At 49.7% G+C, this 24,900-nt stretch carries 27 protein-coding genes and 1 pseudogene; 14 read left to right on the plus strand and 14 right to left on the minus strand.

Annotation, left to right across the window (positions count from 1 at the left end; translation table 11 throughout):
• The first annotated feature begins 3 nt into the window (after positions 1 to 3).
• From JOY44_RS23730 to JOY44_RS32230, 3 genes and pseudogenes are all read left to right on the plus strand, one after another.
• Positions 4 to 837 (plus strand): DUF928 domain-containing protein, encoded by an 834-nt coding sequence (locus JOY44_RS23730; protein WP_171575833.1) that lies wholly within the window; start codon positions 4 to 6, stop codon positions 835 to 837.
• A gap of 149 nt (positions 838 to 986) precedes the next feature.
• The gene (locus tag JOY44_RS23735; RefSeq protein ID WP_171575834.1) at positions 987 to 1,754 is read left to right on the plus strand and encodes a DUF928 domain-containing protein; all 768 of its coding nucleotides are present in this window, start codon (positions 987 to 989) and stop codon (positions 1,752 to 1,754) included.
• Between the two features lie 145 nt (positions 1,755 to 1,899).
• Positions 1,900 to 2,013, plus strand: a pseudogene (locus tag JOY44_RS32230) (IS1 family transposase); the annotation flags it as partial.
• Between the two features lie 16 nt (positions 2,014 to 2,029).
• On the opposite strand, the gene JOY44_RS23745 reads toward JOY44_RS32230, so the two are convergent.
• Complete coding sequence (locus tag JOY44_RS23745) at positions 2,030 to 2,956, minus strand: TnsD family Tn7-like transposition protein (RefSeq protein WP_171575835.1); 927 nt, start codon at positions 2,954 to 2,956, stop codon at positions 2,030 to 2,032.
• Between the two features lie 53 nt (positions 2,957 to 3,009).
• Here JOY44_RS23745 and JOY44_RS23750 point away from each other — a divergent pair, with 53 nt between their 5' ends.
• The gene (locus JOY44_RS23750; protein WP_171571797.1) at positions 3,010 to 4,083 is read left to right on the plus strand and encodes an IS630 family transposase; all 1,074 of its coding nucleotides are present in this window, start codon (positions 3,010 to 3,012) and stop codon (positions 4,081 to 4,083) included.
• A gap of 155 nt (positions 4,084 to 4,238) precedes the next feature.
• Here JOY44_RS23750 and JOY44_RS23755 read toward each other — a convergent pair whose 3' ends face one another.
• The 6 genes from JOY44_RS23755 to ltrA (JOY44_RS23780) all read right to left on the minus strand — a co-directional run bounded on the left by JOY44_RS23755 (position 4,239) and on the right by ltrA (JOY44_RS23780) (position 8,973).
• Entirely contained in the window at positions 4,239 to 4,736 is a 498-nt protein-coding gene (locus tag JOY44_RS23755; protein ID WP_171575836.1) for a hypothetical protein, read from the minus strand.
• Positions 4,737 to 5,134: 398 nt separating this feature from the next.
• Positions 5,135 to 5,698, minus strand: a complete 564-nt coding sequence (locus JOY44_RS23760) for a hypothetical protein (protein WP_203032105.1) — start codon at positions 5,696 to 5,698, stop codon at positions 5,135 to 5,137.
• Positions 5,699 to 5,749: 51 nt separating this feature from the next.
• Positions 5,750 to 6,316, minus strand: a complete 567-nt coding sequence (locus tag JOY44_RS23765) for an IS630 family transposase (protein ID WP_171572406.1) — start codon at positions 6,314 to 6,316, stop codon at positions 5,750 to 5,752.
• On the minus strand, positions 6,313 to 6,828 hold the full coding sequence (locus JOY44_RS23770; protein ID WP_171572405.1) for a helix-turn-helix domain-containing protein: 516 nt from the start codon (positions 6,826 to 6,828) through the stop codon (positions 6,313 to 6,315). The genes JOY44_RS23765 and JOY44_RS23770 overlap by 4 nt, the downstream gene beginning before the upstream one ends.
• A 55-nt stretch (positions 6,829 to 6,883) precedes the next feature.
• On the minus strand, positions 6,884 to 7,390 hold the full coding sequence (locus JOY44_RS23775; protein ID WP_203032106.1) for a glycosyltransferase family 2 protein: 507 nt from the start codon (positions 7,388 to 7,390) through the stop codon (positions 6,884 to 6,886).
• A 287-nt stretch (positions 7,391 to 7,677) separates the two neighbouring features.
• The gene (gene ltrA / locus JOY44_RS23780; protein WP_171574401.1) at positions 7,678 to 8,973 is read right to left on the minus strand and encodes a group II intron reverse transcriptase/maturase; all 1,296 of its coding nucleotides are present in this window, start codon (positions 8,971 to 8,973) and stop codon (positions 7,678 to 7,680) included.
• A 557-nt stretch (positions 8,974 to 9,530) separates the two neighbouring features.
• On the opposite strand from ltrA (JOY44_RS23780), the gene JOY44_RS33020 reads away from it, so the two are divergent.
• A protein-coding gene (locus tag JOY44_RS33020) for an IS1 family transposase (RefSeq protein WP_415881111.1) occupies positions 9,531 to 10,281 on the plus strand; the annotation gives its coding sequence in 2 pieces (ribosomal slippage) (positions 9,531 to 9,788 and positions 9,790 to 10,281; 750 coding nt in all).
• 520 nt (positions 10,282 to 10,801) lie between these two features.
• On the plus strand, positions 10,802 to 12,097 hold the full coding sequence (gene ltrA, locus JOY44_RS23795) for a group II intron reverse transcriptase/maturase (protein ID WP_171575839.1): 1,296 nt from the start codon (positions 10,802 to 10,804) through the stop codon (positions 12,095 to 12,097).
• A 146-nt stretch (positions 12,098 to 12,243) separates the two neighbouring features.
• Here the strand turns inward: ltrA (JOY44_RS23795) and JOY44_RS23800 are convergent, their stop codons facing one another.
• A complete protein-coding gene (locus JOY44_RS23800; RefSeq protein WP_171575840.1) occupies positions 12,244 to 12,822 on the minus strand; it encodes a sigma-70 family RNA polymerase sigma factor in 579 nt (192 codons plus the stop codon).
• A 170-nt stretch (positions 12,823 to 12,992) separates the two neighbouring features.
• Here JOY44_RS23800 and JOY44_RS23805 point away from each other — a divergent pair, with 170 nt between their 5' ends.
• On the plus strand, positions 12,993 to 13,472 hold the full coding sequence (locus JOY44_RS23805) for a hypothetical protein (protein ID WP_203032107.1): 480 nt from the start codon (positions 12,993 to 12,995) through the stop codon (positions 13,470 to 13,472).
• A 23-nt stretch (positions 13,473 to 13,495) separates the two neighbouring features.
• The gene (locus JOY44_RS33025; protein WP_171575842.1) at positions 13,496 to 13,585 is read left to right on the plus strand and encodes a hypothetical protein; all 90 of its coding nucleotides are present in this window, start codon (positions 13,496 to 13,498) and stop codon (positions 13,583 to 13,585) included.
• 233 nt (positions 13,586 to 13,818) lie between these two features.
• On the opposite strand, the gene JOY44_RS23815 is transcribed toward JOY44_RS33025, so the two are convergent.
• Entirely contained in the window at positions 13,819 to 14,577 is a 759-nt protein-coding gene (locus JOY44_RS23815; RefSeq protein WP_171575843.1) for an SDR family oxidoreductase, read from the minus strand.
• 271 nt (positions 14,578 to 14,848) lie between these two features.
• Between JOY44_RS23815 and JOY44_RS23820 the strand changes: the two genes are divergently transcribed.
• From JOY44_RS23820 to JOY44_RS23845, 6 genes are all read left to right on the plus strand, one after another.
• Entirely contained in the window at positions 14,849 to 15,250 is a 402-nt protein-coding gene (locus JOY44_RS23820; RefSeq protein WP_171575845.1) for a hypothetical protein, read from the plus strand.
• Positions 15,243 to 16,184: a ParB/RepB/Spo0J family partition protein gene (locus JOY44_RS23825; RefSeq protein ID WP_197985717.1), complete on the plus strand. Its 942-nt coding sequence runs from the start codon at positions 15,243 to 15,245 to the stop codon at positions 16,182 to 16,184. The genes JOY44_RS23820 and JOY44_RS23825 overlap by 8 nt, the downstream gene beginning before the upstream one ends.
• A gap of 112 nt (positions 16,185 to 16,296) precedes the next feature.
• Positions 16,297 to 17,361, plus strand: coding sequence for an IS4 family transposase (locus tag JOY44_RS23830; RefSeq protein WP_171571858.1), 1,065 nt, complete (start codon positions 16,297 to 16,299; stop codon positions 17,359 to 17,361).
• Positions 17,362 to 17,370: 9 nt separating this feature from the next.
• Entirely contained in the window at positions 17,371 to 18,429 is a 1,059-nt protein-coding gene (locus tag JOY44_RS23835) for a PDDEXK nuclease domain-containing protein (protein WP_171575846.1), read from the plus strand.
• Between the two features lie 430 nt (positions 18,430 to 18,859).
• Complete coding sequence (locus tag JOY44_RS23840) at positions 18,860 to 19,276, plus strand: helix-turn-helix domain-containing protein (RefSeq protein ID WP_171571820.1); 417 nt, start codon at positions 18,860 to 18,862, stop codon at positions 19,274 to 19,276.
• Positions 19,189 to 19,830 carry an IS630 family transposase gene (locus JOY44_RS23845; RefSeq protein ID WP_171571819.1) on the plus strand — a complete coding sequence of 214 codons (642 nt, stop codon included), beginning with the start codon at positions 19,189 to 19,191 and terminating at the stop codon, positions 19,828 to 19,830. The genes JOY44_RS23840 and JOY44_RS23845 overlap by 88 nt, the downstream gene beginning before the upstream one ends.
• A 253-nt stretch (positions 19,831 to 20,083) precedes the next feature.
• Here the strand turns inward: JOY44_RS23845 and JOY44_RS23850 are convergent, their stop codons facing one another.
• From JOY44_RS23850 to JOY44_RS32710, 5 genes are all read right to left on the minus strand, one after another.
• Positions 20,084 to 22,015, minus strand: coding sequence for a CASTOR/POLLUX-related putative ion channel (locus JOY44_RS23850; protein WP_171575847.1), 1,932 nt, complete (start codon positions 22,013 to 22,015; stop codon positions 20,084 to 20,086).
• A 412-nt stretch (positions 22,016 to 22,427) separates the two neighbouring features.
• The gene (locus tag JOY44_RS23855) at positions 22,428 to 23,756 is read right to left on the minus strand and encodes an IS110 family transposase (RefSeq protein ID WP_171571962.1); all 1,329 of its coding nucleotides are present in this window, start codon (positions 23,754 to 23,756) and stop codon (positions 22,428 to 22,430) included.
• Positions 23,756 to 23,935, minus strand: coding sequence for a hypothetical protein (locus tag JOY44_RS23860; protein ID WP_171571961.1), 180 nt, complete (start codon positions 23,933 to 23,935; stop codon positions 23,756 to 23,758). The genes JOY44_RS23855 and JOY44_RS23860 overlap by 1 nt, the downstream gene beginning before the upstream one ends.
• 60 nt (positions 23,936 to 23,995) lie before the next feature.
• Positions 23,996 to 24,379, minus strand: a complete 384-nt coding sequence (locus tag JOY44_RS32705; protein ID WP_242541817.1) for a transposase family protein — start codon at positions 24,377 to 24,379, stop codon at positions 23,996 to 23,998.
• Positions 24,380 to 24,390: 11 nt separating this feature from the next.
• Positions 24,391 to 24,825 carry a transposase family protein gene (locus JOY44_RS32710; RefSeq protein WP_171573588.1) on the minus strand — a complete coding sequence of 145 codons (435 nt, stop codon included), beginning with the start codon at positions 24,823 to 24,825 and terminating at the stop codon, positions 24,391 to 24,393.
• Between the last annotated feature and the right edge of the window lie 75 nt (positions 24,826 to 24,900).

Genomic DNA, 24,900 nt, shown 5'->3' on the forward strand with positions numbered 1-24,900 from the left:
CCTATGAAATCTTTTCAGTTCATCCTAATTTTGTCTGCTGTATCCCTGCTGGTAGCTAGCAACGGCACTGCCAGTGATAAAGTCCAGACGCGCGATTTTACTTCTGTAAACAATACTCAATCTACTCGTATTCAAACAGCCCAGCGCAGTCGCCGATTGAATTGGCGCGTGGGAGTCCGTCCCTCCCGCTATCGGATTGGTGGACTTAGCCGCAGCAGCAGTTGTGCCAGTCCGACAAAGTTGATGGCATTTGTGCCACCAGCGAGATCGGAGGAGAAAGTCAATATCTTCAGAACCACCGTCGAGATCACCTTGTCGAGTCGCCCCACCCTCTGGATCTATGCCTCGGCGATCCCAAAAAACGCAGAACTGGAATTTTCGCTGCAAGATGCAGCAGGCAACCGAGAACTTTACAACACGCGATTCATGGCGAATGGGCAAACGGGACTGCTGGGAGTGCGTTTACCGGACACCGCGCCCGAATTGGTAATAGGCGAAAATTACTTCTGGGAGATTGCGATGCGGTGCGATCCGGAGGGGGCTTCGACTAATTTAATCTCAACTAGCAGTTGGGTTCAGCGAGTTGACCCCAATCAAATGCAGACTACTCCAGCCTTTGATCCTAAATCCTTAGTACGCGAGTTGGCCCGTGCTTCTAACCTGAATAAACCCTCGATCTACGCCGATTTAGGAGTTTGGCAGGATGCTGTGACGGCGCTCATCGACTTGCAACAGAAACAACCGAATAATCAGGAATTGAAGCAGGATTGGCGCAACTTGCTAACTGGGGCGCAAATGACTGAGTTCATTAACGTACCGATTTTAGAAGTGAAGTAGTTAGAAGATTTGTGATTGACTTGATCTGCTCGATTTCCTGTCTCCAGCTTTCTGCATAAGTCTCAAACTCTAATCGTACAAAGATAGTGTTGCGGCTCCAAATTGACCGTCCGAATTCACTAGTCCATTTCTCCTAATTGAGGTGTCCCATGAGGTTCTCTAGAAACATTAAAGCTGTATTCCTCGCGCTGCTGCTCGGCACGATCGCCGCGATCGACTTAGTTGAACCCGCATTAGCTCGTCCTGTCCAAAGTTCAAACTCAGCTAAAACACAACTGGCTCGGCGGCGATTGAATTTTCGCGTAGGAGTGCGTCCTTCTCGCTTTCGGGTGGGCGGCTTCAGTCGGGCGGCAAGTTGTGGCAATCAACCGTTGACTGCCCTAGTGCCGCCCCAAACCCAAGGTCTCGCTGCTGGTCAGAAGGAGGTGCAAGATCCCGTAGACAAAACGACCGTTGATCGCCCCACCTTTTTTATTCATCTAGCGGCGCTTCCTGCAAAAACGGCTCAGTTCACCTTGCAAAACGAAGCAGGCACAGAGCAACTACACAGCGTCAAATTTAATCTGACTGACAAAGCCGGGATCGTGGGAATTACGCTGCCGAAATCTGCGCCAGCGTTACAGGTGGGACAAAAGTATGTTTGGCAGGTGTCGGTCGCCTGTGATTCAGAGAATGCCGCTAACACGGTTGTGGTTAGCAGTTGGGTGGAGCGGGTGCACCCGACCACCGCAACGGGAGATCAACTGATGGCTTTAGCTGAACAGGGAGTTTGGCAAGATGCACTATCTCTGCTTGCCCTGCGGCGGTTTCAACAACCCGGCGATCGTGCTGCTGAAGAAAATTGGTCAGCTTTGATGGAAGATGCTGGATTACCTCAGTTCAAGCAAGCCAAAATTGTGCAAATTGTTAGAAACTAAATAATTTGAGGTCATTCTGCAAGGTTTGCTGGTAGTCCTAAAGATGTAATGATACAGAAGTAGAGTTTTTTGCTTTTCCACTTCCATGCCGTCCCTTTTGTGCGTCATCTCAAACGGTCAAGAATGGTCATATCCATAACAATAAACAACGGTTCAACGGTTAGCTCGTAGAACCATTTGCTTTACTAAGTTGATATGGATGCATGATGTTGTCATTGGTTTGTTCATCAGCTGCTACGAACTGGGTCGAGCTGTATGATACTTCGTTCACAGGTCTAGAACGTTATCGATAACTCGACCTCATCTAGCTTCATGCATTTGACATCAATCTGTTGATCCAATTGCGAGATCGCCCTTTTCACCTTCTCTGAATAGTCTGGTCTCAGTCCTGCCATTCTGACCACCTTCCAGCTCAAAACTTCTTCACCCCGCTGATCGAGCAGCGTAGCCGCCCACCGCACCCGCCGAATCTGGTAGTCCTCAATGCTTTCCACCACGGAATCCAGGTATGTCTTTGTCTGTGGCATCTGGTCGAGATGCTGTTCGATCAGCGCCACTTGCCCGATCGCCTTGGCAACTTTGCTTACCGTAATTCTGATTGGCTTCTCGATTGACAGTAGTCTTTGCACTGCTTCCCTGAGTTGAGTCAGGATCTGCTCATCTCGTTCCTGCCAGTTCACCCGATTGTTCTCATAAACAGGTCTTTGAGTAAGGGGTGAGTTCTGATTGAGCCACTCTCGGTCATGCCGATAGAGCCAGATATAGGGGGCAGGCGCTAACCGCCGGAGCGCCGTTTTTGAAGCCAGAGGGTGTTGGCGCTGAAGGGCACTCCAGGTATTCCGGTGTTGGGTTTTGATGTCGTCGGAATCGCTTGCTTGGGTGCAGGTAAACTCTGTTGTCTCTGCGTCCTGGGGTTCGTTGTGCGATCGCCACTTCGCTGTCAGTCTGAGGAGTTGGACGTAGCGATTGATGGTTCTGGAGTCAACCTGAAGCCGTCTGGCAGTTTCCCGCAATCCCAGTTGCTCAACCTCGACCAGATGCCTTAATTTCTGCTGCCACAAGTCACCCACGGCTTTGATTTTACCAATGCGGCGGGTATCTGCTTCAGTCTGATCAGGTCCAGTGCGGCAGTAGATAAAGCCACAGGAGCAAGCAAAGGTGCCAACAGGCTTTTTTGTGTCACAGCACAAACTAATGCTCATACGGAATTGAGTAGGGGAGTATCATTTAGCAAGATGAAAAAGGTACTCTGTCCATGCCTCGACCCCGCACTCAAATTAGCCCTCATCTAGACTACGCAGATCTAACTCAGCGGTATGTTCAGTGCCAAGATGCTGGCGAGAAAAACCGTTGGTTGGTGATTCGATTGCTCAGTCATCCAAAGACTCCGATGAGCATCGAACAAACCGCTGAGATTTGTGGACTCAGTTGTAGTGGAGTGCGGAAAATTGCCCGTCGCTACAACGCCGAGGGTGCGGTCGGACTAGTCAATCGGCAACGCTTGAACCCTGGGGGCAATCGGTTGGCTTTAAGTGATGAACAGCAACGGCTATTGCGGCAACGCTTACAGAGTGCCCCGGATGATGGCGGACTCTGGAGTGGACCGAAAGTTGGGGAGTATATCGAAACCTACTTTGGCATTTGCTTACACCCCTCAACAGCCTGGAAGTATCTACGACGTTTGGGGTTGAGCTTGCAGGTGCCGCGTCCGGTGCATCATCAAAGCGCAACCCTTGAGCAGCAAGCAGAGTTCAAAGCAGGATTAGCAGGTCATGTGGCGTGGTTGCGCTCGTTGTTTCCCAATCGGGAGATTGTAATTTGGGCGGAAGACGAAGCTCGATTAGGCTTGCAACCCATTGTCAGGCGGGTTTGGGCACCCATAGGAGAACGCCCATCAGCGCATCATTCTCGCCGCTATCAATGGGTCTACACCTATGGTTTTGTCCATCCTGCCACTGGAGCGAGCTACTTCCTTTTATTGCCCCGTGCCAATGTCTCCATGATGCAGATGGCGTTAGAGCTATTTGCGGCTCAGGTCAATCCCCATCGTCAGCAGTTGATCATTCTATTGGTTGATCAGGCCGCGTGGCATATGAGCCAAAAACTTCAGGTGCCCCCCGGCATTTTCTTCTACCCGCTATTGCCCTATACCCTCCAACTGCAACCCACTGAATGTGTCTGGTCTTTGCTGCGCGAAGCAATCGCTAATCAAGTGTTTGACAATCTTGATGCTTTAGAGGATGTCTTAGTCAAGCGGTGCCAATGGTTGATGCAGCATCCTGTGATAGTTCAAGGCAAAGTGGGCTTTGATTGGATTCAAGCAATTTAATCTGGTCAAAAAGTACTGCCTTCCGCAATTCCGTATAATTGCTTCTCTCACAGGTTATTCCTTTATCCTGGATGCCCTATCTGCCTTGAATACTGTTTAAATTGGTATGAGGTCATCCCAGATTCCCTTCTCCGATCGCAGCAATTCTTCGCAGCCTATTTTCTTTTTCCTGATTTTCGGGGACCAAAACGAGCCGTCATCAATCTCTCCAGGTCCATCTCGCTACTCCCATCCGACGGTGATTGCGGAGCAGACGGTTGAACCCCTTCATTTTTGTCAGATTTACGCTGGTTACGCTCTGACGTTTCCTCCGGCAAAACTGATTTCAAAGACTTCAATTGAGTTGCGAATTTATTGTCTTCGGGTGTTTTCTTCCCAGCGGGCTCTATTTTTTCAGGCAGGCCTTCATGGGCTTTTTGGAGCTTTTTACGTAAAACCTTATTTTCCTTCTCTAGACTAGATACTTTTGTTTTCTGGACAGTTAGCTGTTTCTTGAGTTCTTCAACAATGCTTAAAGTCTCTTTTTTAGCGTCAAGCAGTTCCTTCACCTGACGCTCTAAGTCGTGTCTTCTATCAATTTCCTGTTTAAGCTGTGTCTCCGCTTTATCTAGAGCTTGGCTTTTTTGGTTTAAGGGGTTATTTTCGCTATCCATGATTGAATTCAAGGGGCTTAGGGGTCTGTGTCGATCTTAAGCTTCAGGCCGTTATTTTTACTATCATCCGTATCTTCTATCTCCAAAAGCGTAGTCAGCCTAGTCCTTAGCGGGTACGATGATGCGTGATCTAGGCGTGATCTAAGAGGGGGCGATGAGGGCTAGATATCAGCGTAGTTGGAATGCGATCGCACTAAGAGACAACTATGTAAAGCAACAAGCATAAATATAGCAACGGACGGAAGACTTAGGACAAGGGTCAATTCACAAAGCTCACGGGTGTTGATGTTCATCACCAATCTGTCCTAACACACCCGGCGACAGCTATAACCCTCTTGAATCACTTTCGGAAAAGCAAATTTAATCAAAAATGCTGAAGCTTCTATACGGCTTGAGTCTTAGCATACGCAGCTTATTTCCGATATTTCAAAACATTTGACAATGAAGCGTATATACCAGACAGCAGTCGGTGAAAGACTTTCAGCGTTTTGCCTGGATTTTACTTTAACTAGAGTGACATATGAGGGATAAGTAGCAATTCCCAGCCCCCATACCAATGGAACTTGCTGAGGTAGAAACGCAATTCCCCACCCTAAACTCAGCAGCCAGAGCAGCACAACGCTGGTGAATAACTTGGAATAGCGGTAGTGAGCAGCCACACCGAAGAAATTCTTTTCCAAACCGCGCACCATATCCGCTAGGGAGGAGTACCAAGTCAATCCAATCTCATCGGTGCCTACAAGCAAGCAACTTTTAGCACCAACGCGATGCAGCATCAAGCCAAGTCCTAAGTCGTCAACTACCTCCATGCGGAGCCAAGAAAAGCCTTCGGTCTGGTCAAACATCGATTTGCGTACTAAGTTGAAAGCTCCAATCCCCGCAAACCTATCCGAGCCGGGTTTACCAATCTCCGCTACTTTCAGACTATTGAAGAACGTTAGAGTAAATGCAGCCAGAGTCACATCTAGCCAAAAAGACTGGCTGTAGACTTCGGGAGCTACGGTGATACCAATTTAAATGGTGTCAATGACAGATAGTGCATTGAGGATAAAGGGGTAGCCTGTAAGGGAAGCAATCACTTGAGGGGTTAGCTGGGCTAAGAGTTGATCAACCCTGGATTGCAGTTGGTCAAGCGTTTTGAACGCAGCCCACTTGAGATCCGCCTTGAGATGTTCCCATAAACGCTCGATAGGATTTAACTCTGGGCAGTAAGGCGGTTGAAACACCAAGATAATGTTCTCTGGCACAATAAGGTCTTTGCCTTTGTGGAACCGTCCGTTATCCACTTGCAGGATGTTGAGACTATCGGGGTAAGCCTTGGAGAACTCATCTAAGAACCATTGGTAGCATGCGGTATCGACATGGGAGAATTGCAAGAAAAAGGACTCTCCTGTGGTAGGTTCCACAGCACCGTATAGCCAGAATGCTTTGAATATCCATTGCCACGCCCCGATGGGTTTAACCCCAACTGCCGTAATTAATCGTCCGATGAGCGTGTGAAGTCCAAAGCGACTCTCATCTTGTGCGAAGTAACGAATCGGTCGCTCATCCTGGCGCACCTGCCGATAGTACTGACTCAATAAGTCGAGGTCGTCTGCGAGGTTTGCTTAAATGCCTCTCGCTGGACTCGGTTCTGCTTGATGTTTTGAGGACGGGCGACCTTGAGTTTCGCTTTGAGTCGATAGCGCGTCATCTGGTAGACCGCATGATACTCGGCTTCTACCCCTAAACTCTCTAACAGCCACTGCTGCACCTTCCCATAGCTGCTAAACCCATTGCTCGGTTCCTGCAATCGCTTGGCTAAGGCAACCTCCGCCCACATTGGAATCACCCGGTTGCCTCCTCCTGGAGTGGGTTTAACCACCAGCAATGCTTCTAATCCTTGCGCTCGGTACAGGGCTAACCATTTTTGCACCGTGCCCCGATGCCTGCCAATTGCAATCGCAATCTGACTGACACTCGGTGCGTGCGCTTGTTTGAGCCAGTACAACACTTGCAATCGCTCTTTGAGTATCGGCTGTTCAACCGCTCGCAAACGGGTGCCTAGCTCCTCGAGACTTTCTTTAATTGCGATTGCGCTTACTCCAGCCATTGTTAGACTCTCACCTCTACATCGCTCAGTTTATCTGATCTGTAATGGCTCCAATTTAATTTGGTATGAGATGGTCAAGCTGCTGTTCCAAGCATAAGGCGATCGTCTTGCGTAAAACGTCGGGCTGAAAATGAACATCTGCATCCGTAAATAAAATCCAGTCCCCGCTAATTTTCTGGGTAGCAACGTGGAGAGCGTGAACCTTACCCAGCCAACCGTCGGGTAGATGAGATATATGTACGGGATTGATGCGAGGGTCTTTGGCAGCCATCTGGTCAACTACGCTGCTAGTATCATCGGTAGAACGATCATTGACAAGGACGATCTCTAAGTCTGGATAGTCCTGTTGTAGAAGCGTAGTCAAGGCTTGCTTAAGAGTATCCCCCTCGTTACAGGCTGGAATGACAACACTAAGCTTGGGCCAGTTTGGCGGCAGTTGCGGTTGTAATTGCTTGAGCAATTGCAATGAGAGTAGATTTTGGCTCGCTCTGAGATAAGTCAAGCTCCACACCAGGCATGCAAAAACTGCCCAGATTGCTAATAGCCAGCTAGCTGTGCTCATCTAACTCTCCCGTATTATCAAACATCCACACCCGCATTTGAAGACAATTGAATGTAACCAAGCTGAAGCGAGTCATCTTGAGCCACAATTAGAAACCCTTGAGGGGTTGGGTCGAGTAGAGAGGGTTCCTCCAATGTTTAGGCTTGCTTTGTATTCCCCGTTGCTCTCCCCTTTCGGAATACGAGAGTGTCACACGATTTAGCCTTGCATCGTTGGAAACCTCCCCCTCACAGAAGCCTGCCTGCGGTTTTCCCGCACAAGCCTCTTCATTGAGCCATTCACCTGCTCTAATAAAGCGACACTAAGCGACCAGGTCTGGGGAGAGGATGCCACGCTAGATAGCGTAGAAAGCTCTCCCAGCGAAAGCTACGTCGTTGACTCCGTCGATTCAGCCATTTGAAGACCAGCTTGTGAACTGCGTCTTCAAAGTGGTAGAGCGCATGACCGTTGTCGGTGACCCCAAAGTAGTTGAAGTGTCCGCGCAGCTTTTGCCCGATTGCTTGCCATAGCTGAGGCAGCTTATGAGCATTGCGTTTTTGCTGCAACCATTGATTGAGGGTGACTAACGCACGGCGAAATCGTTTCTTTGAAGTCTTGCGCTTTAATCGGGCTTTTCCGTTGCGACTCTTGCCCCAGTAATGGGTGAACCCCAGAAAATCAAAGCTGGGGAATTTTCTCCCGTACTTGAGGGCTAGACCCGCTTGCCGCTTGCCGCAGGGAAGAAGTTGGGTTTTCTCCTCATTGAGGCGCAAGCCGAACTTCTCCAATCGCTTGGGCAGAACCCGCATGAATCGTCGAGCATCGTCCTCGAACTCAAACAAGGCAATGCTATCGTCCGCATACCGGATCAGAGCGCAGTAGCCTCGGCAGTGCTGGCGCACAATGGTGGTAAACCACTGATCTAGCACAAAATCCAAGAACACATTTGCAATGACGGGGGAGACTATCGAGCCTTGCGGGCTACCCAATTCATCCTGTACTACGCCGCCTAGGGTTTGGACTCCGGCTTTGAGCATTCGCGCAATCACCTGTAGGAATCTTCTATCCCGAATCCGCAGGGCTAATACCTTGAGGATTTCCTGGTGCGGCATGGTGTCGAAGAATTGAGCCAGGTCTAGGTCTGCAATCCACCCAACGGGTTGCCCCATGACCTCCTGATGCAGTTGCCGCAGGGCATCATGACATCCTTTATGGGGTCGAAACCCATAGGAGTTACTGAGGAATACCGGTTCGTAAATTGATTCTAAGACCCGACGAGTCATCTCCTGAACGATTTTGTCTTCAACGCAACTAATTCCCAGAGGGCGCAAGCTGCCATCTTCTTTGGGAATCTCGACTCGTCGTACCGCTTGGGGTCGATACGACATCTGGTTCAGTTTCCGGTGCAACCCCTGTAGATTTTCCTCCAGGTTCTGTCCGTACTCCGTTTTCGTCACTCCATCGATTCCAGGCGCTTTGTTGTCTAGCGACTGAAAGCAGGCTCGCAGATTCTCCACACTATAGTGGTGCATCAGGGCACTGAAGACAGTCTCTGGTTCTCTGTGAGCCCGTTCGGCTATCCGCTCGATTCCTGTTGTCACCATACTTCCACCTCTGAGTGTGGTTGATGTTGCCTTCGAGTGTTCGACCCAATGTGTCCCCCTTCGCTCCGTGGGCGTTACCCCACTTCTTCACTACTATGGGGACATCCGACTTCCCATGAATCGTTGAGCGTTCTTCCGGTTTGCCGGTTGTGCGGCTCTACCCCCCGATGGAGGAGTTCATGGGACCTCCCAAGTTCCCGACTCTACCTTGATGACGTGCTACGGTCTCCGACCCCGGTGGACCCTCCAGAACCCTGGCAGTTGGCTCTGTTGGTTTTGCCTTCCACAACACGAACTGTGTCGGCATCCACGTGTATGTCTAATTTCGGGGCTCAATCCCTTCACGCTTTCGCATTGCAGCCCATCATCTCCCTGTGTACGCTTCACTGTCCTCGTTGCCGATGACAGCGCAACACTCGGTACTTGGTGCCTTGCCAAGGCTTCCCTGACCAGGTTCTTCCCCTGGTTGGCAGAGCCGAGCTTCGCTCGGCGCACTCGTCTTCTAGACCTGTGGAAATGCGAGAATACAGACAGGCGTTTACCCGTGAACTTACAGCATGGTTTTAGAACCTGTTCTTTGTCCTGATTGTGGAAGCAATAACGTGGTCAAGCACGGTCGCTCTGAGGAGAGCAAGCAACGTTATAAATGTCGTAATTCGGAATGCGCTCGCAGCACCTTCATTCGAGACTATGCTTACCGAGGCTACTTGCCCGAAGTCAAACAGCAGATTGTTGATATGGCAGTCAACGGGAGTGGCATCCGAGATACTGCACGAGTGTTGAAGATTAGTCCGACTACGGTGATTGAAGAGTTAAAAAAAAGATCGACATCTCAAAGCAGTCAATGAAGCTCGTCTAGCCCAGCTTGAACCGACTCAAACCATCGTCAAGCTGTGCCAATGGGAGGATGTAGAGGCAGAAGTGGATGAGATGGGTCGTTTTGTCCACTCCAAGCAACAGCAACGTTGGTTGTGGCACGCCATTGATCATGCAACAGGCGAAGTATTGGCATATGTCTTGTCGAACCATCAAGACACGGCTTTTCTCGAACTCAAGTCATTGTTGGAGCCATTTGGGATTATGCAGTTCTATACGGACGGCTGGGGTGCTTATGAGCGACATCTGGAGCCAGCGTTTCATACCGTTGGTAAACACAATACTCAGACGATTGAGCGTAAGCATTTGACTTTACGGACTCGGATCAAGCGATTAGCTCGCAAAACTATTTGCTTTTCTAAGTCCATCTGGTTGCACGATGTAGTCATTGGACTGTTCATCAATCGCTATGAATTTGGCTTGCTGGTTTAGAGCTATCCACAGGTCTAGAACATTAGTGCGCCGAGCGAAGCTCGGCTCTGCCAACCAGGGGAAGAACCTGGTCAGGGAAGCCTTGGCAAGGCACCAAGTACCGAGTGTTGCGCTGTCATCGGCAACGAGGACAGTGAAGCGTACACAGGGAGATGATGGGCTGCAATGCGAAAGCGTGAAGGGATTGAGCCCCGAAATTAGACATACACGTGGATGCCGACACAGTTCGTGTTGTGGAAGGCAAAACCAACAGAGCCAACTGCCAGGGTTCTGGAGGGTCCACCGGGGTCGGAGACCGTAGCACGTCATCAAGGTAGAGTCGGGAACTCGGGAGGTCCCATGAACTCCTCCATCGGGGGGTAGAGCCGCACAACCGGCAAACCGGAAGAACGCTCAACGATTCATGGGAAGTCGGATGTCCCCATAGTAGTGAAGAAGTGGGGTAACGCCCACGGAGCGAAGGGGGACACATTGGGTCGAACACTCGAAGGCAACATCAACCACACTCAGAGGTGGAAGTATGGTGACAACAGGAATCGAGCGGATAGCCGAACGGGCTCACAGAGAACCAGGGACTGTCTTCAGTGCCCTGATGCACCACTATAGTGTGGAGAATCTGCGAGCCTGCTTTCAGTCGCTAGACAACAAAGCGCCTGGAATCGATGGAGTGACGAAAACGGAGTACGGACAGAACCTGGAGGAAAATCTACAGGGGTTGCACCGGAAACTGAACCAGATGTCGTATCGACCCCAAGCGGTACGACGAGTCGAGATTCCCAAAGAAGATGGCAGCTTGCGCCCTCTGGGAATTAGTTGCGTTGAAGACAAAATCGTTCAGGAGATGACTCGTCGGGTCTTAGAATCAATTTACGAACCGGTATTCCTCAGTAACTCCTATGGGTTTCGACCCCATAAAGGATGTCATGATGCCCTGCGGCAACTGCATCAGGAGGTCATGGGGCAACCCGTTGGGTGGATTGCAGACCTAGACCTGGCTCAATTCTTCGACACCATGCCGCACCAGGAAATCCTCAAGGTATTAGCCCTGCGGATTCGGGATAGAAGATTCCTACAGGTGATTGCGCGAATGCTCAAAGCCGGAGTCCAAACCCTAGGCGGCGTAGTACAGGATGAATTGGGTAGCCCGCAAGGCTCGATAGTCTCCCCCGTCATTGCAAATGTGTTCTTGGATTTTGTGCTAGATCAGTGGTTTACCACCATTGTGCGCCAGCACTGCCGAGGCTACTGCGCTCTGATCCGGTATGCGGACGATAGCATTGCCTTGTTTGAGTTCGAGGACGATGCTCGACGATTCATGCGGGTTCTGCCCAAGCGATTGGAGAAGTTCGGCTTGCGCCTCAATGAGGAGAAAACCCAACTTCTTCCCTGCGGCAAGCGGCAAGCGGGTCTAGCCCTCAAGTACGGGAGAAAATTCCCCAGCTTTGATTTTCTGGGGTTCACCCATTACTGGGGCAAGAGTCGCAACGGAAAAGCCCGATTAAAGCGCAAGACTTCAAAGAAACGATTTCGCCGTGCGTTAGTCACCCTCAATCAATGGTTGCAGCAAAAACGCAATGCTCATAAGCTGCCTCAGCTATGGCAAGCAATCGGGCAAAAGCTGCGCGGACACTTCAACTACTTTGGGGTCACCGACAACGGTCATGCGCTCTACCACTTTGAAGACGCAGCTCACAAGCTGGTCTTCAAATGGCTGAATCGACGGAGTCAACGACGTAGCTTTCGCTGGGAGAGCTTTCTACGCTATCTGGCGTGGCATCCTCTCCCCAGACCTGGTCGCTTAGTGTCGCTTTATTAGAGCAGGTGAATGGCTCAATGAAGAGGCTTGTGCGGGAAAACCGCAGGCAGGCTTCTGTGAGGGGGAGGTTTCCAACGATGCAAGGCTAAATCGTGTGACACTCTCGTATTCCGAAAGGGGAGAGCAACGGGGAATACAAAGCAAGCCTAAACATTGGAGGAACCCTCTCTACTCGACCCTTTCACTCCATACTCCTTGGATAACGTTTCCCAAGAGTCTCCCCTTAATCGGTGCAGCACCAAATTTTGAAAATTAATCTGGGGGCAACTCTTAAGCTGTTTGCTTTTGAATAGATTTTCTGGGTCTTCTTCAATACACTGCTTAACTTCTTCAGAAAGAGATACTTCAGATGGAATGGCTTTGTCTAAATCAGAAATATTTGAAACATAAGTCAAACGAGATTTTGCACTCTGGTAATATCGGTCTCTGGCATCAATGAATCGCTTGTTTAGCAAAAAGTTTACCCATGTCATCACTCTGCTTTTACTGGGATCGTATTTGTTAATATTGCAGGAAACTTCTAGCCAAAGATCCTGTAACGCTTCCTGATAGAGATAGGTGTACACCTCCTGAGATAAATCACCTCGCGGACAATACAGTTTTTGCGATCGCTGAATCAGACAAATTAATCGACCTAAGGCAATTTGTCGTTGCTTTGTTTGGGGGGAATATCGTTGGGCTTCTAAAGCAAGCTGTTCCAAGGACGTAGCAAGTTCATTCTTCATGGCGGCAGCTTTGAGTTGACATTCTTTATCTACTCATCTTTGCTATCAAAATCAGAAATCTCCACTTTAGTCATAAATCTATGGAAAAACGTCTCTATATATTCTTCAGAAATAGGCGAGTCAATTTATACAAAAGGCTGGGTCGATAGGGCAGAACTTTGATAGCTGTAGTGCAGACATCTTGCCTGCACTACAAAACGGGCATCAGGTTTACGCCACAGACTACTAGATCGATCACTCAATCACATTTCATTTCAGAGGATGTCTGGGAAGTACCCGTCACTTGGGGCAAACTGCTGGAAGCCATTCCACCCCAAAAGCGAACTTTTCACACTCAAGGCAGCCATCTCCACGACATCCGTAGGCAACAAAGTGATCCCGTAGGCAGCATCTCCTTTTCTAAAATCCGCAAAATTGAAGCCAACTCCGTCCGCATTGTTTGTGCAATCCACAAAGACCTTCAACCTAGAACCTCCGCCACTGATCCAATCATCTCGAACCAGCGGGTGCATTTGAACAGCAAGTTACGGTTTCGCTTGAAAGGCTTTTTCTGCAAGACGTTTACCAATCTCGATCATATCCTCAAGACCCTCTACATCTTGCGCCATCTCACCGATCCCAGTTTGCAGCAGACGGTGCAGTACAGCTGAATAAGGGCGAATATCGGAACAAGTTGCCACGACAGGTATTCTTTGCAGATCAAGCGGAGTTCACAACGGGGGATTACGAGGAGATGATGAACAAGGCTAGTTGTCTGAGCTGAGTCTCCAATGAGATCGTTTGCTGGAACACTATCCAGATCAATGACATTGTCGAAAGCCTTAGGGCACAAGGGGAGTAAATGACGAACAAAGCCCTCTCTCACATCTCTCTGCTTCCATTCAGGCATATACTGCCCAATGAGACATCCTTTATTGACGACCTATAACTGAAAACTATATGGAGAAAGCCTTGCAGCCGAAACCGTAACGTTTTGTTCCAATGCGTCCGCTGGTCCTACACAGTTTGACCACCATCAATGACCAGGGCGTGCCCAACAGCAAAGGAGGACGCATCTGAACACAGCCAGACGACAGCATTGGCGATCTCTTCGGGCTGACCCATCCTGCCAATTGGTTCCTGCGAGATCACTCGTTCTCGCCCTTCGGAGGTGCCACCGCTGAAGCGATCCATCATCGGGGTATCAATGATGCCGGGACACACAGCATTGCGGATGTTCTGCGCAGCGTAGTCAAGCGCCGCTGCCTTGGTCAGTCCGACCACGCCGTGCTTTGCAGCCACATAAGCCGCTTGACCTTTGAAGCCTTTGACTCCAGCACCTGAAGAAGTATTCACGATCGCGCCGCCCCCAAGCTTTTGCATCAGTGGGATTTCGTGCTTCAGGCACAGAAACACACCGCGCAGATTGATGTTGACGATGCGATCCCACTCCGCTTCGTCCAGTTCCGCAGTTGCCGCTATCTTCTGTTCCACACCAGCGTTGTTAAAAGCAAAGTCCAACCGCCCAAAGGTCTCGATGGTCTTATCCAGCGCTGCTTTTACGTCCTCGGTTCGCGTCACGTCGCATTTGACCGCGATCGCTCGTCTGCCAAGGTCTTCGATCATGTGGGCCGTTTCCTGATTGCCCTGTTCTGAGATGTCAGCGACCACCACGTTAGCGCCCTCACGGGCAAACGCTAGCGCTGTCGCTCGACCAATGCCGTTTGCTGCTCCGGTGACAAAGGCCACCTTGCCTGTAAAGTTCTGATTGTTCATGGGATTTTTGGTGATCCTAAAGATGTGATGATAGCTGAAAGCCCCTGCCAGTCTTGAATCTATGGATCATCACTTGCCGCAAGGGGTTGAAGTTCCCGCGCAATATGGAAGCGAGAACACTGACTATGGCTCAGGCTGGCGCACTTTCGACTCAAAATCAGCCTATAGACTTAAGGCGTAAAACTGCTAGCTGTATGCCTGCAACGTCTGTTCAGTCTTCATTGCAGGCATCATTACCTTTAGGGCACTACCGGAATATGAATGGGTACTAGTGGATGGACCAGCAACGCTCAGTGAAACAACCAGAGCACTTCTGCTTTGGGCTGACTTAGCCTTGATTCCTTGTCAGCCGGCAGGTGTTGATTTAGCGAGTGCTTCCGATACCGTGCGACTGGTACGGCAGGCACAGGCAATTCGGGGTGGCTTGCCTAAAGCGGTTTTGTTCCTCAACAAAGCGATCAAGGGAACCAAATTGAAGGATGAAGCCTTTGCGGTTTTGCAGCAGGTTCAGGATGTTGAACTGTTGAAGGCAATCATCCACCAACGTCAGATTATTACGGACTCTTTTGGTCAAGGGGCTACAGTGTTTGATTTAACTGGAACGCCAGCAGGAACAGCACGACGTGAGTTAGATAGCCTCTTCAAACAGGCAATGGAGGTCTTAAATGGCTAGAGAGCACAAAAGTCTCAGCGATGCCGTGATGAAGCGTTTCGTCGCTGATCCCAATAGCATTCAAATTCAAACCAATCACCCATTTACGACTATTCCTCTTAGTGCGATTAAACTACCAACAAAACGGCAACCCCGCCGTTATTTTGATCCTGAGAAAATGGCACAGCTTGTGGCATCTGTTAAAGAACATGGCGTTCTAGAACCAGTTTTGGTTCGTCCTCTAGGAGATGGTCATTATGAACTTATTGCGGGAGAACGTCGGTTACGAGCAGCCCGAGCAGTTGGGCTGACTCAAATCCCAGTCGTTTCACGAGAGTTTTCTGACCAGGAAGCCTTTCAAGTGGCGTTGATGGAGAACCTTCAGCGCGATGACCTTAACCCAATCGAGGAAACTGAGGCAGTTTTAGACCTACTGGCGATTGCCCTAAACACCAGTACTGAGGAGGTGAAGTCAGTGATCTATCAAGCAGCGAACGCGAAAAACCGAGGGCAAACGTTGAAGGAGAACGTTTCCCTTCAATTAGAAAAGGTTGAATCCTGTCTAGCAGAATTGGGGCGCTTTAATCTGGAATCTTTGCGTAGTAGCCGTTTGCCCCTGCTCAACCTCCCCGCTCATATCCTGGAGGCTCTGCGGGAAGGGCAACTAGAGTACACCAAAGCACGTACGATCTCTCGTATGAAAGATGAGCAGCAGCGGGATGCTTTACTCAAGCAAACGATTGCCCAGAATCTTTCTCTGAACGAGATCAAGGCACGGGTCAAAGCAGCAAAGCCAGATGCCAATCCAGAAGCAACATCGGAGCAAGTGTTAGTCGGTCGGATGACAGAAATTACTGAGCAGTTGAAGAAAAGCAAAGCCTGGGCAGAACGGAAGAAGCACGATCGGATTACCAAGTTACTTGATGAGCTAGAGCGTCTGACTGGAGATGCTTAGTAGGGAATTTCGACCGCTATTAACAATATTTTATTCTCAGTACGGGACAAAAAGCTTGAAAGGATGAGCAGGGTAGGGTTTCATCAGAATTACCACACTCTGGAGAAACCCTATGAGCCAATATAGCGAATTAAAGCGAGTCCTCCAAGAACAATTGAACTGGCACGGAGCGAGGATTTCATTTCTGGCATTGTTCTTGTTAGCCTTGCTGAAAGTCAAGACAGTGAACTTGAGCGAACTGTGTGTAGGCTTTGGTGGTAGGGCATTGCCCGAATCGAGCTACAAGCGATTGCAGCGATTTTTCCGAGGGTTTGCGCTCGACGAAGCTCAACTGGCTAGCGTCGTGGTGAGTTGGATGCAGATTCCGGAGGACTGGGTGTTGAGCCTGGATCGCACCACCTGGAAATTTGGCACTCAGTGGTACAACATTTTGACTTTGGGCATAGTTCATGAAGGAGTTGCCTTCCCGGTACTGTGGTGGCTGTTGGACAAGCGGGGGAATTCCAACAGTGACGAGCGGATGCGGTTAATGGAGACCTTTGCCAAACGGTTCCCCACCGCTAGAGTGAACTACTTGTGTGCCGACCGCGAGTTCATTGGGCAAGCCTGGGTGCGCTATCTTCTACTCGAACCTACCCTCGCCTTTCGCTTACGGATTCGCAGCAGTGACCAGATTGAGCATGATGGCAGGGTGCTGGCGGCGCGAGTCGTCTTTGCCCATCTGCAACCCGGTCAATCCCAACAACTCACAGGCACCTGCCGAGTCTGGGGCTACCCAGTTGCCGTTGAAGCGCTACGACTTGATGATGGGGAGTTACTCGTGGTGATTGCTCCCCTCAAGGCGCAAGATTTGGTCAAAGACTATGCCTTGCGCTGGGGAATTGAAACGCTGTTTGGTATTTTCAAAACTCGCGGGTTCTGTCTGGAATCGACGCACTTTACCGATGATAAACGGTTGAGTAAATTGTTTGCCTTGTTGACTTTAGCTTTATGTTGGGCGATGCGAACCGGGTTATGGTTGCATCAATGGCAGCCCATTAAGATTAAAAAACACGGTCGTCGCGCCAAAAGTCTGTTTCGCTTAGGGTTCGATTATTTGCGCCATTTGGTACTCAATCCATCCTTGTCCAATGAGTCCGACTTTGTGCAATCCCTACAACTTTTGTCCTGTACTTAGTATTTTATTATGCCGAAACAACCTTCTCTTTTTCCTGACAACTACGATGACTTTTTTCGCAGTCTGAAAGAGCGTATTCGTTCGACTCAAGTAAAAGCGGCTCTAGCAGTTAACAAAGAGTTGGTGCTGCTCTATTGGCAAATTGGACGGGAGATTCTGCAACGACAGCAGGAGGCAGGTTGGGGCGCAAAAGTCATTGAGCGTCTTGCCAGGGATCTGCGTCTGGAGTTCCCTAACATGAGCGGATTCTCTCGCACCAACCTCCTTTATATGAGAGCGTTTGCTGAAGCATATCCAGACGAGCAATTTGTCCACCAAGCTGGTGGACAAATTCCCTGGAAGCATAACTGCGTACTTATAGATAAGGTGAAAGTCCCAGAACAGCGCCTTTGGTACATCCAAAAGACGATCGAGAATGGTTGGAGCCGTAATGTCTTAGTCCACCAAATTGATACCGATCTGTATAGCCGTCAGGGTGGCGCACTAACGAATTTTCAGGCAGTACTTCCGGCTCCTCAGTCTGATCTTGCCCAGAGTCTTCTTAAGTCAGAATATAACCTGGAGTTTCTGGATTTACGTGAGAAAGCCCTCGAACGGGATTTAGAACGTGCCTTGCTCGAACACATGCAGAAGTTCCTGCTGGAACTAGGTGTCGGCTTTGCTTTTGTGGGCAGTCAATATCGGCTGGATGTTGAGGGGGATGAGTTTTTCGTCGATTTACTCTTTTACCACCTTGCCCTGAGTTGCTTTGTGGTGATCGAGTTAAAAACAACTGACTTTAAACCTGAGTATTCAGGGCAGATCAATTTCTATGTCAATGTCATCGACGATAAGTTACGTCGCCCGACTGATAATCCGACGATCGGAATCATCCTTTGTCGCTCTGAAAAGAAGGCTGTTGTCGAATATGCACTACAGGGTATGAGCCAACCGATCAGCGTCTCTACTTACCGCACCACGGCTGCACTTCCCGAAGAATTTAAGACTAAACTACCCTCTATTGAAGACCTACAACATGAGATTGAGGCTGTGGTCGAGGAGTTCGATCAAGATGCCGACCCAAATTAATAACCACCTCATCGTAAACGCACTTATTAACCTGTTGTACAGAGCTAAATTAAATGACATCAAGACAAACTTGTGTCATCGAGCAAATCTAATTGCTGAATGCTTCCAGCGATTGAAGTTGATGCAATTTAAAACACAGACACCACAGCCTCAACGACCTTGACTTGGCACTACGACAAATAAAAAGTCAATGTACATCATACCCCTCATATGTCACTCTAGTTAAAGTAAAATCCAGGCAAAACGCTGAAAGTCTTTCACCGACTGCTGTCTGGTATATACGCTTCATTGTCAAATGTTTTGAAATATCGGAAATAAGCTGCGTATGCTAAGACTCAAGCCGTATAGAAGCTTCAGCATTTTTGATTAAATTTGCTTTTCCGAAAGTGATTCAAGAGGGATACAGCGGATTGCAGTCAGATAGAGGACAATGAAGGATTACAACGTTGGGTCAAAAATGAAGCCGTATTCCATAGACTTTCGAGAGAAGATTGTAAGTGCTATGGAGAAGGGTGATAGCTCGATCCGAAAAGTTGCTGCCCGCTTTGCTGTCAGCAAGAGTTGCGTCGAGAGATGGATGATTCAGAAGCGCACAGAAGGTCACGTCGTTCCCCATAAGCAGGGTGGTTCGGTGAGTCCTGTGATGGAGCACAAAGACCAGTTAGTGGCGATCTTCGAGAACCAGCGCGATGCGACCTTAGCGGAATATTGTGAGCTACTCTTTGATGAGACTGGGCTATGGGTTAGCCAAAGTACTATGTGCCGAACCTTTCAGAGACTCAATTTACCGCGCAAAAAAAAACGCTCCGCTCCAGCCAAGCCACCAGCGAACGAGTCCAACTCCTGAGACAGGAGTACTGGGCACAGGTGACGAGTATAGAACTCAAAGATTTAGTGTTTCTCGATGAGATGGGTGTTCTACTGGGACTCATGCGAACCCATGCCCGTGCTGCACCTGGGGAACGAGCGTATGACTTCAAACCTTTTTATCGGGGCAAGAAGGTGAGTGTCATGGGCGCGATTACCGTCTCAAAGGTGCTGGCTGTGATGACGATAGATCAGTCGATGGACGCGGTTGTCTTTGAGGTGTACGTCTCAAAGTGTCTTGTGCCTCAACTGTGGAAAGGGGCTGTCGTGGTCATGGATAACCTGCCTGCTCACAAGGTAAAAGCCATTGCACCTTTAATTGAGGCGGTTGGAGCGAAGGTTCTGTATCTGTCTCCTTACTCTCCCGAATTTAATCCGATTGAGCATTGGTGGTCACAGTTAAAGGCTTTCCTAAGACAGTTCTCGCCGACAACCTCGAAAAGGGTAGATACCCTCATTGCCACAGCGATGGATTTGATAGATCCTCAACATTTGCACAACTGGTTTGCACACTGCTGTTACTGTCCCTCTTAACACTGCAATCCGCCGTATTTTCTAACTAAAAACAAGGAGCTGACGGTCTGCTGATTATTAATCAAAGGTAACTACTCAGTCTGCCCTCACCCTAAATCCCTCTCCCAGAGCGGGCGAGGGACTTTGAACTGGTTCGGCTCCCCTTCTCCCTTTTTGGGAGAAGGGGCTGGGGGATGAGGGCTGTTTATAGCCTGAGTAGTTACAGTCAAAGCGCAATTAATTGATGGAGCTTAGCTTTTTAGCCAGAAGCCAGCTAAGAGTCAGCTAAGAGAATGATGACATCTTGAGGCTTAAACTCGACGAGCTGATCTTTTGGGGGATTAAGCACAACCCCATAGGATCTTGCCATGTTATTGGCATCTGCTTTGCGACGATAGCCGATCGCGGATTCTCCCCGCTGTCTAGCCGCCTCCACAACCGTGTAAAAGTTGATAGGGCGATCGCTCTTCACATAATCCTGAACGGGCTTGAGATAGATTTCTGAGCCTTCTGGGTTGAACAAGTCCATCAACAGCGCATTGATGCTTTTCTGTTCTGACACTTGAGCCATCATCAAACTAATGATTTGCTCACTGATTACAAAATCATCAGGACGAGCCACCTGAGCCAGCGTTTGATTCCGCACATCCAACATTTCAGTAACGATCTGATAGTTGTGATCATCCCGATTGGCAATGTCTCGGAGATGCAGCAAGGTCATCAGGGTTTGGGCATCTGATTGCTCCGGTTCTAAGTCAGGATTACACAAAACAATAATGTGGTCGTATTTGCTCAGATGCAGATTTTCTAAGACCTGGCGATCAGTAGGTTCACCCTGCTGATATTGCGCCATTTGTCGCTGTAACGCTTCAGCCGATAAATCCACCTCTGCGGCTGGGAACCCGGCAACAACAGTCACCGTAGAGCCATGGGCAACGTACTGATCAAGCTGCTGAATAATGTGATAGACGCGATCGTTCCAACCCAGAATTAACGTATGCTCTGCCTCGGCAGGTTTTCGCTCTGCTTGCTGAATGATCTGATGATCAATCCAAGACTCAGAGTAGCTGGAGAGATGGATGGTATCGTCGTCCTCACTGATAAAGATGAGCTGTTCATCGACCTGTAGCCTTGTGCTGCTAGGTGGGTTGAGCTGAATTGCACTGTCCGAGCGTCTAATCCCAATGACTGTGGAGTTGTTGTAGGACAGGAGTGCATCGCCGTAAGTCTTGCCCTGAAGCATCGGCTCTGCTTTGAAGTAAATTTCATCCCCACTGAAATTGAGCAGATCCATATAGACGATCGATAAACCTGACTGCCGACAGGTTTGCACCACAATGCGCGAAATCAAATCGTTCGTCATCAGCGGCTCTACTTCGTGATGCCCAATGAGTTTGATCACATCTAGGGTTTTGGAGGTTTGGACTTGAGCCACGATGTGATAAGGCAGCGATCGCGGAATGTTGGTAATGGCCAGCAGCGTTTTCACCACTTGAGCATCAGAATGTTCGTTGGCAGGATTCAAGACAATGATGGAGCGAGCCGTCTGAATACTGACGATGCCTAAATCAGCTATATTGCTAGGGCTACCCGTCCGGTACACCAACCGAATGCGAGGCAGCTTACCCAGCGTATCTTGAAGGGCAGTCTCTGCCTGCACTTTATCTCCTTCACTGAGGATAACAATGCAGGTATCCGATCTATTAGAATTCGCCAGCGCCAGCTCAGAAATGAGTGTGAAAATCTGAAGTGACCAGCCCAGAATGACAATGTGATCGGTTTCAATTACCCGCGATCGTCCCTTACGCAAGTCTTCTAGCTTGGCATCAATGCCGCTGCTGAGGAGACCAATTAAGGTACTGACGACGAAGATGCCGCCAAACGTGACGAACAGCATCGTCAGGCGGAAAAACCAGCCCGTATCGCCCCCGACTGTGCCAGAGTCGAGGGTGCGCATCAGCACACCCCAGATGGCTTCTGGAACACTGAGGCGATCGCTGCCTTCAGGCGCAATTCCCACCAGGTTGACCAGAAATGCCGTCACAAGAATAAATGCCAAACACACCAAGGCAAGTCCACCGATAAGGGCGATCGTGCCTTTGGACATGAAGTTGTCAAACTTGTAACGCAACTGATCGGCAAAGCTGTTGACTCTACCGCTGTTTACCTTGCCACGAAATCTTTTACCGTTAATTAGTTTTTGCATAAGGGATGGGGGAATCATGAAACCTTCTAGCCGTTAAGCCAGTATTCCCCTGATACACTCCAAGCTTACTTTTCAAAAAATGGCGTTGCCGATTTCAGGTATGCATCTTTAACGATTCATACCCAGATTAAGCAATGTCAGTAGAGCGCAACCCAAAACCCCGTTTGCGATCTACTGAATGTCCAAAAAATGTCCAAAAAAGAGCCAATAAAATGAGATTCAACAACTAATGCAACAGCTCCACTAAGCCAACACCTGCAAACAGAATAAATAGCGCTCCGCCAATTCCCAAAAGCGTCCGTTCGGACAGCTTGCCACAAACATCTCCCTACTCGCTAGGGAAACCAATTGAATGGAAACGAACACAGACGGCGATCTCGGGAATCAATAGACCTGCTTTGAAAATAGAGGACTAGCTCGGTGGTTGAGGGGCGGTAAGGGGCGTTAATTGAACCTGATATCCCAACCGCTCTATCCGGTGCTGCAAGGTTTGGAGCAGTTGGTGTTGGGTGCGTTGCCCCGAATCGGTAGTGCGGTAGTCGCGGTAGGGTTGGTGTTGTTTGAGGATGTGATAGACCGCAATCAACAGGCGGTGGGCGACGGCAACAATGGCGCGTTTGTGTCCCCGACGGGACGCAAGTCGGCGATAGACCGTAGCAAAATGGGAGGCTTTGCAGCGCACAGCAGCATTTGCCATTTGTACCAAGATGCTTCGCAACCAGCGATTTGCGGGTGGAGTTTTGCCAGAGTATTGTTTGCCCGCACTCTCATGATTGCCCGGACAAACCCCAGCCCACTTACACAGATGCGCGGCGCTGGGAAAGCGTCGCATATCACTCCCGATTTCTGCCAGCAGCAGTTGAGCACTGTGACGGGCGATTCCCGGAATGCTGTCGAGCAACGGCATCGCTTGCTGCCACGCCAACGGCAGGTCAGAGGAAGAATCTGTCTGAGGCTTGGATTCAGCCGCCGGAACGAGGACTTCGACCGGAGGCATGTGCTGCTCAATCAACTGCTCGATTCGCGCGTCAAACGGTTTGAGCTGGCGGTCGAGAAACTCTAGATGGTCGAGATGCATTTGGATCAAGAACCGATGATGGTCCCGCACTCGACCCGAGAGCGCTGCAATCAGTTCGGCTTGCTTGGATCGCATGCGTCCTCTGGCAAGTTCAGCGAGGGCTTCTGGGTCTTCAACTCCTGCCACCAGTGCTTTGAGTATGGCGCGCGACGAGACTCCCCCGATGTCACTGACCACCGATGCCAGCTTCAGATTTGCCCATTCCAACACTTTTTGCAGGCGATTGATGACACTCGCGCGTTCGCGAATCAGCGTCGTGCGCTGGCGGGTCAAGTCGCGCAAATCACGTTGGGGCAGGGGTGGAATAAAACTGCCACGGACGAGTCCATAGCTCAGTAGCTCGGCTAACCACTCGGCATCTTTGACATCGGTTTTGCGTCCAGGTACTTGCTTGAAGTGATGCGAGTTCACGACTATCACCTCAAAGCTGCTCTCCAATACGTTGTACACGGGTTTCCAATATTCCCCTGTACTTTCCATGGCAATGTGCGTGATCTCGCTACTCGATAGCCAGTCGCACAGATTTAACAACTCGCGGATGGTCGTACCGTAGGTGCGGGTTTCGCGCTGCGGTTTCCCATTCATATCCAAACTTAAGCAACAGACCACGACCGTCTTTTTGTGAACATCAATTCCAGCGCAGCGCTCATGGGTGACTTGCATCAGGCTTCTCCTTGATTAGGGTTAAGCTGGTTCACCCGCCATGTCGTTAATTGATCCTGCTTTGCGTGCTGTCTCGCAGTCGGCGAAATGCACAAATGGGTGTCCCAAGGGCGGGTACGGTCAGTCTCCTGCTCAGGCTGATTGGCACTAGTTCCAATTCGACCTCTAAACCAGTTCATCTGACGTTACCACTTTCATCCCAGGGTGTGAGCAATCGCTCATGATGTCTCCTGCATAAATCATGAGGCATGTGCCAATTCGCAGTTCAACAAGCCAGCGATCAGATTTAAGCGTAAGCCAAACCGCTTTCTACGATTACGATAACGTCCTGAAAAAATGCGGAAGATCTTGAAGCGGCGAATCACATGTTCAACTCGCACCCGCAATCGTGCTAAAGCTCGGTTATGCTGCTTTTCGTCTTGTGACAGCGGTTGTTTGCGAGGTTTTTTGGTCGGAGTACAAGCGCCAGCGTGAAGTTTAGCAAAGCCTTGGTAGCCTCGGTCAGCTAAACACAATTGCGAGCAGACAAACGGTAAACGACTGCGCTTGAGCAGCTTAAAGTCGTGCGTTCTGCCAGTAGCAACTGCGGTACAAATGATTTGCCCGGTGTCAAACTCCGCCACCACCTGTGCTTTCAGGGTGTGGCATTTTTGTTTACCCCTGTAGTAGCGTTTCTGTTTTTTCTAGGGCGCTCGATTTCTATCTCTCCCACATCGACCATCATCACCTTCCACTCCCAACCGGCTTGGTACAACTGCCGCTGACTCGGTAGCCGGAACTTGCCACACTTGACCAAAAGGTCTTCCACTTTTCGCACAATTCGCCCCACTGTGGTCTCGTGCAATCCCCAACTCACCCCGATGTGAAACTGGCTGCGATACTCTCGCCAATATTCCAATGCCACCAGCATTTGGTCTTCCACACTCAGTTTGGCTTGTCCACCCTTGCGTCCTCGTCGGTCTAGAGCAGGGCGCACCACCTCGACCATCGCACTGAATGTTTCACGACTCACGCCACATAAGCGTTTGAACTTAACACCTGAAAGAGACTCTAACTCTCGGTACGGCATCGCTACTTCTCCTGACTTGATCCTTGCTTGGTTCTACCCCATTAAGTAACCCTCGATCACTAACTGTCACACTGT

Source organism: Leptolyngbya sp. Cla-17, from assembly GCF_016807185.1.
Classification (GTDB): domain Bacteria; phylum Cyanobacteriota; class Cyanobacteriia; order Leptolyngbyales; family Leptolyngbyaceae; genus ULC077BIN1.